This window comes from Mucilaginibacter sp. P4_G9, assembly GCF_056400985.1.
Map to the genome: position 1 here is coordinate 1 of NZ_JBFUKF010000110.1, position 14,952 is coordinate 14,952.

Genomic DNA, 14,952 nt, shown 5'->3' on the forward strand with positions numbered 1-14,952 from the left:
GCCTGGCAGGTATTGCAACATCTGTAAATCAAGTAGTTTTGCAGGCGATGGCTCATTTCCTTCGGGTACAACCATTTCTACTACCAGTACCTTGCCACCGTATGTCATTGCTTTACGGCAATTTTGGAGCAAAGTAATACATTGCTCATCATTCCAGTCGTGAATAATATGTTTCATAATATAGGCATCGCAACCTTTAGGCACACTTTCAAAAAAATTACCGCCTAACAGCTCACACCTGTCTGATACGCCATGGGCCGTTAACAGCTTTGCCGCTTCGGCAACAATAGCCGGCATATCATACAATACACCTTTTACCGTACCATATTTGGCAAGGATGGATGCCAGTAAAAAGCCATGTCCGCCGCCTACATCCGCCAATACCGAAATGGAAGAAAAATCATAGCCGTTAACTACAGCAACACTCGAAAAAGCGCTATTGCTTGTCATGGCGTCATTAAATACCCTGCCAGCTTTCTCATTACTCCAAAAATAATCAAAGGCAGGCATGCCGTGCACTTTTTCAAAAGAAGGCTTTCCGGTTTTTACGCTATAGGGTAGTTCGGCCCAGGTTTGAAACTGCCAGTCGGTAGTAATCATTTCTGCAAAAGCCCGTAAACTGCCCGGGGCATCACTACGTAAAGGCTCGGCTAAAGGTGTAAGGGAAAATCTTTTTTCAGCATCTTCTGAAAATACGCCGGCACTGGCACATGCCCGCATTACCCGGTAAAGAGAACGGGCATGAACACCTGTTTGCTGTGCTAATTCTTCGGCTGTTTTTGCTCCGTCTTTTAAAAGATCGGCAATGCGCAATTCTGCGCATACACTAATAGCACGTGATACAGCAAAGCCAAAAAGCAATTGCATTAATTGAACCGGAGGAGGGGGTTCTTGTATCATAAATAATTGTTTTATAATGGTATAGCAATTTACAATAAACTTTTGGTAATTAAATGAGGTTTAAAAATGATAATGAATGTTTCCGGCTTTGTGAAAGTTTCTCTTGCCCGAAGCTTGTGGCGGGTTTGGCTTGCCGGGATATGTTATATACAGAACTAAGCATATTTGTTTTGTTGAACCAACTCCATTAAATACCCGGATTCTGATTTCAAACCTGCTGCTCAACGGAGTTTTTGAATTTAGGCGTATAGCCCAAAACCCGCCAAAAATGTTGAAAACTTTTTGGTGGTAAAAAGTGGTAATTTGTGGTAAAAGAGAACTACTTTTACCTATTAAATTAAGCCATAGTCTGATAATGCCGCATTTAACCGGAGAATTTGAATGTAAACTGGATGCCAAAGGGCGGATGATGATCCCTGCGGGCCTCAAAAAGCAGCTTCCTGAAGCTGACGGCGAGGGCCTTATGATCAATCGTGGCCTGGAGAAGTATCTTGTTATTTACACAAAATCCGAATGGGATAAAAGACTGGACGAATTAAGCAAACTTAACGAATACGACCGACAGAACCTGCGTTTTATACGCTATTTCACCGGTGGCGCCACGGCTTTAATGCCTGATGCAGCCGGCAGGGTGTTGTTGCCAAAAGGGTTGCTTGATTTTGCGGGTATTAGCAATGATGTGGTTTTAACTTGTGTATTAAACAAAATTGAGGTTTGGGATAAGGCTGCCCATACCGAAATGATAAATAATGAGCCAGATAATTTTGCCGAATTGGCAGAGGCGGTAATGGGTAGTAAAGCAAGGAGGATAGATGAGTGAGTACCATACACCGGTAATGCTGCAGGAGTGCATCGAAGGGCTTGACATTAAAAAGGATGGCACCTATGTAGATGTAACTTTTGGCGGCGGCGGGCATTCGCGCGAGATTATGAAGCATTTGGGGCCTGGCGGTACTTTGCTTGCTTTTGATCAGGATGCCGACGCGCAGCAAAATGCAATTGAAGATGAGCGATTTGTTTTCATAGATCAGAATTTTAGGTATTTAAAAAACTTTTGCCGTTTGCATGGCGCCATTCCGGTTAATGGGATCCTGGCCGATCTGGGTGTATCATCATACCAGTTTGACCAGGCCGAACGCGGTTTTTCTATCCGCTTTGATGCCGAGCTGGATATGCGCATGAACCAGTTAGGCGACCTAACGGCTAAGGATGTTGTAAATAATTATACCGGCGCCGAGCTGCATCGCATTTTTGGGATTTATGGTGAGATCCAAAATGCAAAATCGCTKGCCGAAACTATTGTTACCGCAAGGCTTAACGCCCCGATCGTAACCATAGCCGATTTGAAGAATGCGATAAGCGCACGTATCCCGAAGGGGAAAGAAAATAAATACCTGGCCCAGGTTTTCCAGGCCCTGCGTATTGAGGTTAACCAGGAGTTGGAAGCCTTGAAGGAATTTTTGGTACAAAGTGCAGAGGTATTGGCTGTTGGTGGGAGGCTGGTAGTAATGAGCTACCATTCGCTGGAAGACAGGCTGGTAAAGAATTTTATCGCCAAAGGCAAGTTCAGCGGCGAAGTAGAGAAAGATTTATACGGTAACAATAATAAACCGCTTGATGCTGTAAGCCGCGGGGCAATCACAGCATCGGCAGATGAGATAAGTAACAATAACAGGGCACGGAGCGCTAAATTAAGGATAGCTGTAAAAAGATGACCAATCGTTTGCGTACAGAAATTCCGGAAGAGGAAGAAGAAGCGGAAGAACTGGTTGTGGAGGAAAGAACCCGGAGGGAAATTCCTGATAACTTTTTTACGCAGTTTTTCACCAAACGCTTTATTAGCAGCGAGAAGGCTACTAATGCGTTGCCATTTGTGTTGTTCCTGGCTTTTTTGGGTATGGTATACATTGGCAACATGCACCTGGCCGAAAAAACTATCCGTGATATTGATGATCTTACCAAAGAGGTAAAGGAGCGGGGCTGGGATTTTAAAACCACTAAAGCCGAAATGGCTTTTAAAAGTACATTAACAGAAGTGGCCAAACGTGCCGATACCATAGGTATAAAGCAATCTGTTGAGCCACCAAAAAAGATAATAGTGAAGGAGGATAAAGATGAAAATTAGAACCAATATACTACTGCGGGTGTACATCGCTTTTGGGTTGGTGGTGTTTTTTTCATTTGCGGTTGTTGTGCAGCTTTGCCGGGTACAGTTTGTGCAGGGGGCAAAGTGGAAGGCTAAGGCCATCAATATGTCGGCACAATTCAGGGATGTTGAGGCAGCGCGCGGAAATATTTTTTCGGAAGATGGCAGCCTGCTGGCTACATCGGTACCAGAGTATGAGCTGCATATGGATATGCTGGCCGGTGGAATAGCTGTTGATAGTGTTTTTAACGATAATGTTGATGTGCTGGCGGCAAACCTATCCAAAATGTATGGCGACAGAACAACCCGCGAATATTCAAGGGTGCTGCGCGATGCCCGCCGTGAAGGCTCGCGCTACCAGTTATTAAGACGCAGGGTAACTTACCAGGAATTAAAAAAGATTCGCGAGTTCCCGATATTTAAAAGCCGTAAAACCAAAAACTGCCTTATTGTTTTACAGCAGAATAAACGCATCCTTCCCTTCCGTTCGTTAGCGGCCCGTACCATTGGCTATAAAAATGAGAATGTAAAAAACCCGGTAGGTCTTGAAGGTGCTTATTCCTCATTTATCAATGGTGAAAACGGCAGGCGTTTAATGCAGCGTATTCCCGGTGGTACATGGATGCCTGTAAATAATGATGAGGATGAGATAGCCGCTAAAGACGGAGCTGATATTATATCAACCATTAATGTAAACTTTCAGGAGATGGCCCAGGCTGCACTTTTGAAGCAACTGGATTCAAGCGCGGCCGATCATGGTTGCGTGGTATTAATGGAAGTAGCAACCGGCGAGGTGCGTGCCATTGCCAACTTTACGCGGTCAAAAGATGGTTTGTACCAGGAAAAAATGAACTACGCTATCAGCAATGCTATTGATCCGGGTTCAACCTTTAAGCTGGCATCATATATGACCATGCTTGATCAGCACAAACTGGATACAAATACCATTGTAAATGCAGAAGGTGGAAGATACAAATTTGCCAAAGGCCCAACTATTACGGATACAGAGCATGACAACTATGAAATGAGTGTTAAACGCGCTTTTGAGGAATCATCAAATGTGGCGGCTGCAAAGCTGGTATATGGTAATTACAAAGATAACCCTTGGCAGTTTATCAATAAACTGTATAGTTACCATTTAAATGAAAAGCTTGGATTGCAGATTCCCGGCGAAGGCAGGCCTGTAATAAAAAATCCATCAAACCGCAGCTGGAACAAATATTATACCCTGCCCGAAATGGCCTACGGTTACGAAATGAACATTACGCCCCTGCAGATGCTGGCCTTTTACAATTCGGTAGCTAATAACGGCAAAATGATAGCCCCCATTTTTGTACGGGAAATCCGCAGGATGGGTAATACCATTGAGCAGTTTAACGCCAGGGTTATTAATGAAAAAGTATGCTCGGATGTTACTTTGGGCAAAGTAAAGGGTATGCTTGAGGGTGTTGTGCTTAATGGTACCGGCAAAAATGTAATCAAAAACAAACTGTATAGTGTGGCTGGTAAAACAGGCACCGCGCAGGTAGCCGATGGTATAAAGGGTTATAAAATGAAAAGATACCAGGCATCCTTTTGCGGATATTTCCCTGCCGATCATCCTAAATACTCTATGATAGTGGTAATTAATAACCCTACAAGAGGCGCTTACCTGGCTGCAAAAGTTGCCGGTCCGGTTTTTAGGCAGATTGCCGATATGGTTTACGCCAACGAYATGGAGATAAACCAGCCAACGCCCGTACGTTTTGTTGGCAATACATCATTGCCGAAAGTAAAACAGGGTAATTTAAAAGCATTAAAACATGTGTACAGTAAATTAGGTGTAAAACCACTTTACGCATCGGCAAATGCCGTAAATAATGGGGTTGATACCAGCAATGGTATTCCGTTTGAGGAAGTAAGATATAAGGAAGGTACTGTTCCAGGCGTTACAGGAATGGGCCTTAGCGATGCCTTGTATGTTTTGGGCAATGCAGGTTATAAAGTAACGGTACGCGGCAGCGGCATGGTAGCCACACAATCGGTTACGGGCGGCAGCTTAATACCAAAGGGATCACGTATAACAATTGAGCTTCAATGAAATATTTAAGTGATTTATTGGATGGATTAGCCTTTACAGAACTGCAGGGTAGTGCGGATGTGGAAATTACTTCGGTAACTTTTGATTCGCGGCAGGTAATTCCGGGATCGTTGTTTGTTGCTGTAAAAGGGACATTGGTTGACGGGCACGATTATATTCAGCAGGCTATTAAAAAAGGCGCTGTCGCCGTTATATGTGAAGATTTGCCAGCCCATACAGCGGGTGAGGTCGATTTTTTAATGGTTGCCGATTCTGGTAAAGCCTTAAGCCTGGTTGCGGCCAATTTTTATGATAATCCATCGGGACAATTAAAACTGGTAGGTATCACCGGTACTAATGGAAAAACCACTATAGCTACACTATTGTATCAGTTGTTTCGCGATCTGGGTTATAAATGCGGCTTATTATCAACCGTCGAAAACCAGATCAACGGCCAGGTGATACCATCAACCCATACTACACCTGATCCTGTCGAGCTTAACAGCTTGCTGGAAGAGATGGTGGCACAGGGCTGCGATTATTGTTTTATGGAAGTGAGCTCGCATGCGGTTGCACAGCATAGAACAGCTAACCTGCAATTTTCGGGTGGTGTGTTCACCAACCTTACGCATGATCACCTGGATTATCATAAAACCTTTGACAGCTACCTGAAGGCAAAAAAGACATTTTTTGACGGTTTGCCAAAAAATGCATTCGCCCTTACCAACAGCGATGATAAGAACGGCAATGTAATGCTGCAAAATACGCCGGCCCACAAAAAAACCTATGGCTTAAAAAGCATGGCCGATTATAAGGCCCGTATGCTTGAAAACCAGTTTGGCGGTCTGTTGCTACAGATAGATAACGAAGAAGTATGGTTTAAAATGGTAGGTACATTTAACGCCTATAACCTGCTGGCTGTTTATGCAACCGCCATGCTGTTGGAGCAGGATAAAGCCAAAGTACTCACCAGCCTGAGCAAATTAACAGGTGCCGAAGGTCGTTTTGAATATATAGTTGCGCCAAATAAGGTAATAGGCATAGTTGACTATGCTCATACGCCCGATGCGGTGCAAAATGTGCTGAGCACCATACACGATATCCGCAAGGGTAACGAAAAGGTTATAACCGTAATAGGCTGCGGCGGCGACAGGGATAAAACCAAACGGCCTATCATGGCACGTGTAGCCAGCGAATGGAGCGATAAGGTGATCCTTACTTCAGATAATCCGCGGTCGGAAGATCCGGCTCAGATCATCAAAGATATGATTGAAGGCGTTGACCCTGCGTTTAAAAGGCATACCGTAAGTATTATTGACAGGAGGGAGGCCATTAAAACCGCCTGTATGCTGGCTCAACCGGGCGATATCATTTTAGTTGCCGGCAAAGGCCACGAAAAATACCAGGATATAAACGGCGAAAAAAATCACTTTGATGATATGGAGGAACTTGAGGAACAATTTAAGTTGTTAGTCTGAATCAGAATTTACAGAATTAAAGAATTAGCAAGATCCAGGAAATCACTTTAATCGGTGAAATCAATATAAAAAATCGGCGTAATCAAAAAAGAGCATGTTATATTATTTGTTTACTTACTTAAATAAAAACTACAGCATTCCTGGATTCGGGGTATTTCAATATATCACGTTCCGTACGGCTTTGGCTGTTATAACATCGCTGCTGGTAACTACGGTTTACGGTCGCCGGTTAATTGATTACCTGCGTTTTAAACAGGTTGGCGAAACAGTAAGGAACCTTGGCCTGGAGGGCCAGATGCAAAAATCGGGTACACCTACAATGGGCGGGCTTATTATTTTGCTGGGTATTTTGGTGCCCACATTATTGTTTGCCAAGTTGGGTAATGTGTATGTTATACTAATGATCATCACTACAGTTTGGCTTGGCGCTATCGGCTTCCTGGATGATTACATAAAGGTTTTCAAAAAGAATAAAGAAGGTTTAGCCGGAAAGTTCAAGATCATTGGCCAGGTAGGGCTATCACTTATTGTCGGATGGACGATGTATTTTAATGCAAGCATTGTGATACGACAGGAGGTTAAGCTGCCAGTGAAAGCTGATGTTCCGGTTGATTTTCATTTGAAGCGTAATGTACCTGTTTATACCCAGGATGTACGGTCGACCAAAACAACTATGCCTTTTTACAAAAACAACGAGTTTGATTATGCCAAGGTGCTTAAGTTTATAGGTAGCGACTATGAGCAATACGCACTGGTAGTATTCCTGTTTTTTGTGATCATCATTATCACCTTTATCTCCAACGGGGCAAATATAACCGATGGTATTGACGGCCTGGCGACGGGAACGTCGGCCATCATCGGGATTACGCTGGCTATACTTGCCTATGTATCCGGTAACGTGGAGATAGCCGATTATCTTAATATCATGTTCATCCCCAACTCGGGCGAGCTTGTGATTTTTGCAGGGGCATTTGTAGGGGCCTGTGTTGGGTTTTTATGGTATAACTCTTACCCGGCGCAAGTGTTTATGGGGGACACAGGTAGCCTCGCGATAGGTGGTATCATAGCTGTTTTCGCCATCGTGATTCGTAAGGAATTATTGCTGCCGGTATTATGCGGCGTGTTTTTGGTCGAGAATATATCGGTTATTATGCAGGTAGGCTGGTTTAAGTATACCAAAAAGAAATTTGGAGAAGGACGCAGGGTGTTTTTAATGGCGCCGTTGCACCACCATTACCAAAAGAAGGGCTTCCATGAAGCCAAAATCGTAACCCGGTTTTGGATCATCGGGATATTGCTGGCGATAATAACGATAATAACGTTGAAATTAAGATAAAGCCCCCCAACCCCCTAAAGGGGGAGCAAAAAGTAAAGTTGATATTAGAATAAAAAAAATAAAAAATGAACCAGAACAACAACATACCCAATCAAAAGCACCCCCTTCAGGGGGCGGGGGGGGCTGTGCGCCTTGTTGTTCTTGGCGCCGGCGAAAGTGGCGTGGGGGCGGCATACCTTGCCAAACAGCAGGGGTATGAGGTGTTTGTGTCTGATTTTGGAGCTATTGCCGATAAGTACAAAAAACAACTGGAAGACTGGAAAATCAGCTTCGAGGAGAAACAACATACGGAAGAATTGATCCTGAATGCGGTTGAAGTGATTAAAAGCCCCGGGATCCCGGATAAGGCTCCGATTATTAAAAAGCTGAAAGACAAAGGGATTCCCGTAGTGTCGGAGATAGAATTTGCAGGCAGGTATTGCAACGCGAAGGTCATCGGTATCACAGGATCTAACGGTAAAACTACCACCAGCAGCTTAACATACCACATTTTAAAAGATGCGGGTTTAAATGTTGGTCTGGCGGGTAACATCGGTAAAAGCTTTGCTTACCAGGTGGCTACCGAAAAGTTTGATATATATGTGCTTGAGCTGAGCAGCTTTATGCTTGATGATATGTTTGAGTTTAAGGTAGATATAGCGGTTTTGCTCAATATCACACCCGATCATTTAGACAGGTATGATTATAAGCTGGAAAATTACGTTGCATCCAAATTCAGGGTAACGCAAAATCAAACAGCGACCGATTATTTTATTTACTGTGCCGACGACCCGGAAACCATAAAAGGGATGGCCGGGAGGAATTTTGAGGCACAGCTATTACCCTTTTCCATTGAAAAAAAGATTGAAACGGGAGCATATCTCGAAAACGACAATATTGTCATAAACACAAATCAAGAACATTTTACAATGTCAATTAAAGAACTGGCCCTGCAGGGTAAGCACAACATTTACAACTCCATGGCATCGGGTATTGTAGCCAGGGTGCTGGAGTTGCGCAACGAAACGATGAGGGAGAGCATGGGCAACTTTAAGGCCATTGAACACAGGCTGGAGTTTGTTGCCAATATCTCCGGTATCCGTTTCATCAACGATTCAAAGGCAACCAATGTTAACTCAACCTGGTACGCTTTGGAAAGCATGAGCAGCGATGTCGTCCTGATATTAGGTGGCGTTGATAAGGGTAACGATTACGGTATGCTTAAAGACCTGGTTAAGCACAAAGTAAAATCAATAGTGTGTTTAGGTAAAGATAACAAGCGCATCCACGATGCATTTGAGGATGATGTACATGTGATAGTAAATACGTTTTCGGCACAGGAAGCCGCACAGGTAGCATACCACCTGGCTTCCAAAGGCGATACCGTATTGTTATCACCGGCCTGTGCAAGTTTCGACCTGTTTAAAAATTACGAAGACAGGGGAAACCAGTTTAAAGCAGCTGTGAGGGAGTTATAAGGGATTTGAAAATTTGAGTATTTGAAGATTTGAAAATGGATCGGTGGAATCAAATTAAATCAGTGGAATCATAAAAAAATGCATAGGATATTAGAAAACACAAAAGGCGACCGGTGGATATGGCTGATAGTTATATTGCTTTCTGTTATATCCTTGTTGGCGGTATATAGTTCAACCGGCACGCTGGCTTATAAACGGGGTGTGGGGGTCGAGTCGATATTAATGAAACACCTGGCTATGGTGGTAGGGGGCATTATGCTGATGTATATTTCGCACAAACTGGATTACCGCTACTACGCTGGTCTGTCGAAAATTATGATGATTGTTACTATCCCGTTGCTGCTATATACCCTGGTATTTGGTAGCCATATTAACAATGCAAGCCGCTGGATCAATATCCCTGTAATTGGCCTAAGCTTCCAGACATCCGATTTAGCCAAACTGGCTTTGATCACTTACCTGGCTCGTACGTTATCCCGTAAGCAGGAAAATATCAAGGATGTAAAGGAATCGTTTTTGCCGATAATGGGTTCGGTGTGTTTGGTGTTTATACTGATAGCACTGGCTAACTTATCAACCGCATTGATGTTGTTTGGCGTAAGCATTTTGCTGTTGATCATCGGCCGTATCAGCATAAAACAGATAGCTATAGTATGTGTGGCAGGGTTTATATTATTATTAGGTGTTATTTTTTTAGGACCCAGAAGGCATACTTATGTTTCGCGGGTTAGTACTTTTCTACATCCCGATTCAACCAAGACGGATAAATCATTCCAGGCCGACCATGCCAAAATAGCCATTGCCAGCGGCGGTATTTTTGGTAAGGGCCCGGGTAACAGTACTGAAAGGAATTACCTGCCCGAGTCATACTCGGATGAGATTTATGCCATCATAGTAGAAGAGTATGGTTTAGTTGGTGGTTTTACCCTAGTAGGTATATACCTGTTTTTACTATACAGGTGCATTAAGATAGTAACAAAAGCGCCAAAGGCATTTGGGGCTTTACTGGCTTGTGGGTTAAGCTTTAGTTTAGCTATACAGGCATTCGCAAATATGGCTGTAGCCGTAGGTCTTGGTCCGGTAACCGGTGTGCCGCTGCCATTTGTGAGTATGGGTGGTACATCTATACTGTTCACAAGCGTAGCGTTTGGGATCATACTATCGGTAAGTCGTGATATTGAAGAGCCGAAGAAGGTAGTAGTAGGAGAAATAAGGACGGCTTAGGTGGTGAGTGGTGAGTGGTGAGTGGTGAGTGGTGAGTGGTGAGTGGTGAGTGGTGAGTGGTGAGTGGTGAGTGGTGAGTGAGAAAATGGCGGGGTCAATTTAGGATTTAGAAATTAGAGTTTAAAGAAACATGGCAAAGAAAATTATCATCAGCGGTGGCGGAACAGGAGGACATATCTTCCCGGCTATTGCTATTGCCAATGCTTTAAAAAAGATAGACCCGGCTACCGAGATTTTGTTTGTGGGGGCTTTGGGTCGTATGGAAATGGAAAAAGTTCCGGCGGCCGGATATAAGATCATTGGGTTGGATATACGTGGGATTCAGCGCGACTCTATATGGAAAAACGTAATGTTCCCGGTTAAACTGGTAAACAGTGTGCGCAAGGCCCTGCAGATTATTAAGGATTTTAAACCCGATGCTGCTGTGGGTGTTGGGGGCTATGCTTCCGGTCCGCTGTTGTATGCCGCATCAATGAAAAAAATACCGTACCTGATACAGGAGCAAAACTCCTATGCAGGTATTACCAATAAATGGCTGGGTAAAGGTGCCAAAAAAATATGTGTTGCTTTTGATAATATGGAGCAGTTTTTTCCTGCCGGTAAAATCATCAAAACAGGCAATCCTATCCGCAAGGATGCGGTTAACATTGCCGGCAAGCACATGCAGGCGCTGGAGTTGTTTAAGTTATCAACGTTTAAAAAAACCATACTGATAACCGGGGGCAGCCTGGGTGCGCGTACTTTGAATAACAGTATTATGGCTGGTTTGGACAAGCTGATAGCTGCAGATGTGCAGATTATTTGGCAAACCGGAAAGTTTTATTATAAAACGATCATCGAAAAACTGGGTGATAATTATCATCCGGATGTTAAAATAACGGAGTTTTTAAGTCGTATGGACCTGGCTTATGCCGCTGCCGATATCATTATATCAAGGGCAGGGGCTGGTACAATTGCCGAGTTGTGTATGGTTAAAAAGCCTGTGATCCTGGTGCCTTCGCCAAATGTAGCCGAAGATCACCAGACTAAAAACGCCCTAGCGCTGGTACAGGAAGATGCGGCCATTTTTGTAGCCGACAGAGATGCCGAAGCCAAACTGGTTGACAGGGCCCTTGAGTTGCTGAATGATAAACAACTACAAAAGAAACTAAGCACCAACATAGGTAAAATGGCCATGCCGGATGCCGATGAGGTGATAGCTAAAGAGCTTATACAATTAACAAATAACAATTAAAATTATGGTTCTCTTCTCCCAAAAGAGGAGGACCTTTTTTAAAAACATTAACATGGAACTACGCGACATACAAAGGGTTTACCTGGTGGGCATCGGCGGCATCGGAATGAGCGGCCTGGCCCGCTATTTCCATCATTTAGGCTGTATTGTTTGCGGTTATGATAAAACGGCGACGGATTTAACCAACGATCTGCATAACGAAGGTATCCAGGTTGTGTTTGATGACAAGGCCGAATGGATCCCGATGAGTTTCCAACAACCTTGTAATGATACACTTATAATTTACACACCAGCTATCCCCAAGGATTCGGTCATACTAAGCTATTTTAAAAATAAAGGATTCGAGCTTTTTAAGCGCTCGCAGGTTTTGGGATTAATAAGTAAAAGTTCCTTTACTATTGCAGTTGCAGGTACACATGGCAAAACCACCACCTCAACCATGGTGGCGCATTTGCTTAAAGCTTCGGGTAATGATTGCTCAGCGTTTTTGGGAGGCATCTCATCCAACTACCAAAGCAACGTGTTGTATGGTAAAAATAATGTAATGGTGGTTGAGGCAGATGAGTACGACCGCTCGTTTTTAACGCTGTTCCCGGATGTTGCCATTATCACATCGATGGATGCCGATCATTTGGATATCTATGGCGATCACGCGCACTTAACAGATTCATTTAAACTGTTTGCTTCGCAGATAAAGGTAGGTGGTACATTGGTGCACAAAAAAGGTTTGCCTTTAGATACCGGCTACACTTATGCTATTGATGATGCAGCCGCCGATGCCCATGCAGTAAATATCCGCATAGAAGGCGGCGATTTTTATTTTGATTTTATAAACGCCGATTTAAGCATTCCCGGTATTAAAATGGGTATTGCCGGTACGCATAATATTGAGAACGCTGTAGCGGCAATTGAGGCTGTTTTAAGGCTTGATATTCCGGCCGGTTCCATAAAAAGCGCGCTGGCATCTTTCAGGGGGGTTAAGCGCAGGTTTGAGTATATTGTGAAAACACCGGAACATATTTATATTGACGATTATGCCCATCATCCCGAAGAATTACGGGCCTGCATATCATCAGTAAAAAAATTATATCCCAATAAAAAGCTGACTGCTATTTTTCAGCCACACCTGTATACCCGCACCCGTGATTTTGCCGATGGCTTTGCCGAAGTGCTGGATATGGTTGATGAGCTTATATTGCTGGATATATACCCGGCCCGGGAGTTGCCTATTGAAGGGGTAACATCGGATATGCTGTTGAACAAAATGCAGCTGGCAAATAAGCGCAAGCTAAGCAAGGAGGAAGCATTGAATGCTGTAGAAAATGAAAAACCCGAACTGTTGTTAACAGTAGGCGCGGGGGATATTGATACGTTGGTTCACCCTTTAAATGAGATACTTCAACATGGATAGAAAACTCATCTGGAAGCGCCTTTTAACAGGATCTGCCTGGGTAATATGCCTGGGGGGGCTTGTGGTGCTTATGAGTTTTATTGAAGCCAAAAAAGCTTCGGTAGTATGTACTGCTGTAAAGGTAAATATTCCGGGTAGCCAGTATTTTATAGATAAGCAGGAAGTTGACCAGATTTTGCAAACAAGCAGCCATACACTAATTGGCCGAAAGCTGGAAAACATAAATATTCAGGAGCTGGAAAATAAATTAAGGGCAAATCCATTTATCGAGTTTGCCAAAGTTTATACCGAGATGGATGGTATATTAAGAGTTGAGGTAAGCCAGCGCCAACCTATATTGCGGGTAATGAACCACTATGATATGGATTTTTATATCGATCAGCATGGTTTAAAAATTCCGCTTTCATCAAACTTTACGGCAAGGGTACTGGTGGCTAACGGGTATATTGAGGAGCTGTTTACCAACCATGTCGACTCGTTACATACACACCTGGCAAAGGATCTGTATAAAACAGCCGATTTTATTCGTAAGGATTCGTTATGGGATGCACAGATAGCGCAGATCTATGTAAATTCTGCCCGCGAGATTGAGCTGATCCCACGGGTGGGTAGTCAAAGGATTCTGATAGGTAATGCCGATTCATTGAATGTAAAGCTCAAAAATCTGCTGGCATTTTACAAGCAGGTGCTACCACAGGTAGGGTGGGACAAATACAGCAAAATAAATATTAAGTATACCAACCAGGTAATTGGTATAAAAAACGAAATGACAAAAGCAGATTCGGCTAAAGCAAAAGCAATTAAGCTGGATTCGCTAAAAATGAAAAAAGAGACTTCTCAAATTAAATTGTAACATGGACAAAAGCTCAACACAAGAAAAAAGTTCACCAATTGTAGTAGGATTGGATATCGGGACTACTAAAATATGCGTCATCGTTGGTCGCAGGAGCAAGAACGGAAAGATTGAGGTATTAGGAATTGGTAAAGCTGAATCGGCGGGCGTAACCCGCGGAATGGTATCAAACATAGACAAAACTGTACAGGGTATTACCCAGGCGGTTGAAATTGCAGGCGCGCAATCAAATGTTGATATAAAGGTAGTATTTGTGGGTATAGCAGGTCAGCACATTAAAAGCTTGCAGCACCGTGGTTTAATAACCCGCCGTGACCTGCAATCAGAGATCAGTCGCAAGGATATTGATAAACTGATAGAGGATATGTACAACCTGGTAATGCCTCCGGGCGAGGACATTATTCATGTATTGCCACAGGAATTCACCGTAGATAATGAGCCGGGAATTAAGGATCCTATTGGTATGGCAGGTGTTAGGCTTGAAGCCAACTTCCATATTATATCTGGCCAGGTTACGGCAATTAAAAATATTGTTAAATGTGTTAACAAGGCCAACCTGGATAGCCAGGACCTGATATTGGAGCCACTGGCATCTTCTGAATCTGTGTTGAGCGAAGAGGAAAAAGAAGCAGGTGTGGTATTGGTTGATATTGGCGGTGGTACTACAGATGTGGCTATTTTTCATGAAGGCATTATCCGTCATACCGCGGTAATTCCTTTTGGTGGTAACAGCGTTACCGAGGATATTCGCGAAGGCTGTTCGGTAATGCGCAATATTGCCGAGCAACTGAAGGTAAGGTTCGGTTCTGCTTTAGCCGACGAGAATAAAGAGAACGAGATAGTTTGTGTACCTG

The 14,952-nt window shown here is 43.5% G+C and carries 13 protein-coding genes; 12 read left to right on the top strand and 1 reads right to left on the bottom strand.

Annotation, left to right across the window (positions count from 1 at the left end; all coding sequences use genetic code 11):
* A partial coding sequence (locus AC1DPZ_RS11760; protein WP_477403462.1) for a methyltransferase occupies positions 1–900 on the bottom strand: 900 nt, incomplete at its 3' end.
* A 355-nt stretch (positions 901–1,255) separates the two neighbouring features.
* Here AC1DPZ_RS11760 and mraZ point away from each other — a divergent pair.
* The 12 genes from mraZ to ftsA all read left to right on the top strand — a co-directional run.
* The gene (gene mraZ / locus AC1DPZ_RS11765; RefSeq protein WP_477403464.1) at positions 1,256–1,720 is read left to right on the top strand and encodes a division/cell wall cluster transcriptional repressor MraZ; all 465 of its coding nucleotides are present in this window, start codon (positions 1,256–1,258) and stop codon (positions 1,718–1,720) included.
* Positions 1,713–2,615 carry a 16S rRNA (cytosine(1402)-N(4))-methyltransferase RsmH gene (gene rsmH, locus AC1DPZ_RS11770; RefSeq protein WP_477403466.1) on the top strand — a complete coding sequence of 301 codons (903 nt, stop codon included), beginning with the start codon at positions 1,713–1,715 and terminating at the stop codon, positions 2,613–2,615. Before mraZ ends, rsmH begins: the two co-directional genes overlap by 8 nt.
* The gene (locus AC1DPZ_RS11775) at positions 2,612–3,025 is read left to right on the top strand and encodes an FtsL-like putative cell division protein (protein ID WP_477403468.1); all 414 of its coding nucleotides are present in this window, start codon (positions 2,612–2,614) and stop codon (positions 3,023–3,025) included. The genes rsmH and AC1DPZ_RS11775 overlap by 4 nt, the downstream gene beginning before the upstream one ends.
* Complete coding sequence (locus tag AC1DPZ_RS11780) at positions 3,015–5,126, top strand: penicillin-binding protein (protein WP_477403470.1); 2,112 nt, start codon at positions 3,015–3,017, stop codon at positions 5,124–5,126. Before AC1DPZ_RS11775 ends, AC1DPZ_RS11780 begins: the two co-directional genes overlap by 11 nt.
* On the top strand, positions 5,123–6,583 hold the full coding sequence (locus AC1DPZ_RS11785) for a UDP-N-acetylmuramoyl-L-alanyl-D-glutamate--2,6-diaminopimelate ligase (RefSeq protein WP_477403472.1): 1,461 nt from the start codon (positions 5,123–5,125) through the stop codon (positions 6,581–6,583). Before AC1DPZ_RS11780 ends, AC1DPZ_RS11785 begins: the two co-directional genes overlap by 4 nt.
* 94 nt (positions 6,584–6,677) lie before the next feature.
* Complete coding sequence (gene mraY, locus AC1DPZ_RS11790) at positions 6,678–7,919, top strand: phospho-N-acetylmuramoyl-pentapeptide-transferase (protein ID WP_477403474.1); 1,242 nt, start codon at positions 6,678–6,680, stop codon at positions 7,917–7,919.
* Between the two features lie 65 nt (positions 7,920–7,984).
* Entirely contained in the window at positions 7,985–9,376 is a 1,392-nt protein-coding gene (murD, locus tag AC1DPZ_RS11795; protein WP_477403476.1) for a UDP-N-acetylmuramoyl-L-alanine--D-glutamate ligase, read from the top strand.
* Positions 9,377–9,454: 78 nt separating this feature from the next.
* Positions 9,455–10,600, top strand: a complete 1,146-nt coding sequence (locus AC1DPZ_RS11800) for an FtsW/RodA/SpoVE family cell cycle protein (protein WP_477403478.1) — start codon at positions 9,455–9,457, stop codon at positions 10,598–10,600.
* A 130-nt stretch (positions 10,601–10,730) separates the two neighbouring features.
* Positions 10,731–11,834, top strand: a complete 1,104-nt coding sequence (gene murG / locus AC1DPZ_RS11805; RefSeq protein WP_477403480.1) for an undecaprenyldiphospho-muramoylpentapeptide beta-N-acetylglucosaminyltransferase — start codon at positions 10,731–10,733, stop codon at positions 11,832–11,834.
* Positions 11,835–11,886: 52 nt separating this feature from the next.
* Positions 11,887–13,245 (top strand): UDP-N-acetylmuramate--L-alanine ligase, encoded by a 1,359-nt coding sequence (murC, locus tag AC1DPZ_RS11810; protein ID WP_477403482.1) that lies wholly within the window; start codon positions 11,887–11,889, stop codon positions 13,243–13,245.
* Complete coding sequence (locus tag AC1DPZ_RS11815) at positions 13,238–14,098, top strand: cell division protein FtsQ/DivIB (RefSeq protein ID WP_477403484.1); 861 nt, start codon at positions 13,238–13,240, stop codon at positions 14,096–14,098. Before murC ends, AC1DPZ_RS11815 begins: the two co-directional genes overlap by 8 nt.
* Position 14,099: 1 nt before the next feature.
* A partial coding sequence (gene ftsA / locus AC1DPZ_RS11820) for a cell division protein FtsA (protein ID WP_477403486.1) occupies positions 14,100–14,952 on the top strand: 853 nt, incomplete at its 3' end.

Bases quoted from the DNA above. Each gene is read 5' to 3' on its own strand.
- mraZ (WP_477403464.1), top strand. From the start codon at position 1,256: ATGCCGCATTTAACCGGAGAATTTGAATGTAAACTGGATGCCAAAGGG.
- AC1DPZ_RS11775 (WP_477403468.1), top strand. From the start codon at position 2,612: ATGACCAATCGTTTGCGTACAGAAATTCCGGAAGAGGAAGAAGAAGCG.
- mraY (WP_477403474.1), top strand. From the start codon at position 6,678: ATGTTATATTATTTGTTTACTTACTTAAATAAAAACTACAGCATTCCT.
- AC1DPZ_RS11815 (WP_477403484.1), top strand. From the start codon at position 13,238: ATGGATAGAAAACTCATCTGGAAGCGCCTTTTAACAGGATCTGCCTGG.
- AC1DPZ_RS11800 (WP_477403478.1), top strand. From the start codon at position 9,455: ATGCATAGGATATTAGAAAACACAAAAGGCGACCGGTGGATATGGCTG.
- murD (WP_477403476.1), top strand. From the start codon at position 7,985: ATGAACCAGAACAACAACATACCCAATCAAAAGCACCCCCTTCAGGGG.
- AC1DPZ_RS11785 (WP_477403472.1), top strand. From the start codon at position 5,123: ATGAAATATTTAAGTGATTTATTGGATGGATTAGCCTTTACAGAACTG.
- murG (WP_477403480.1), top strand. From the start codon at position 10,731: ATGGCAAAGAAAATTATCATCAGCGGTGGCGGAACAGGAGGACATATC.
- murC (WP_477403482.1), top strand. From the start codon at position 11,887: ATGGAACTACGCGACATACAAAGGGTTTACCTGGTGGGCATCGGCGGC.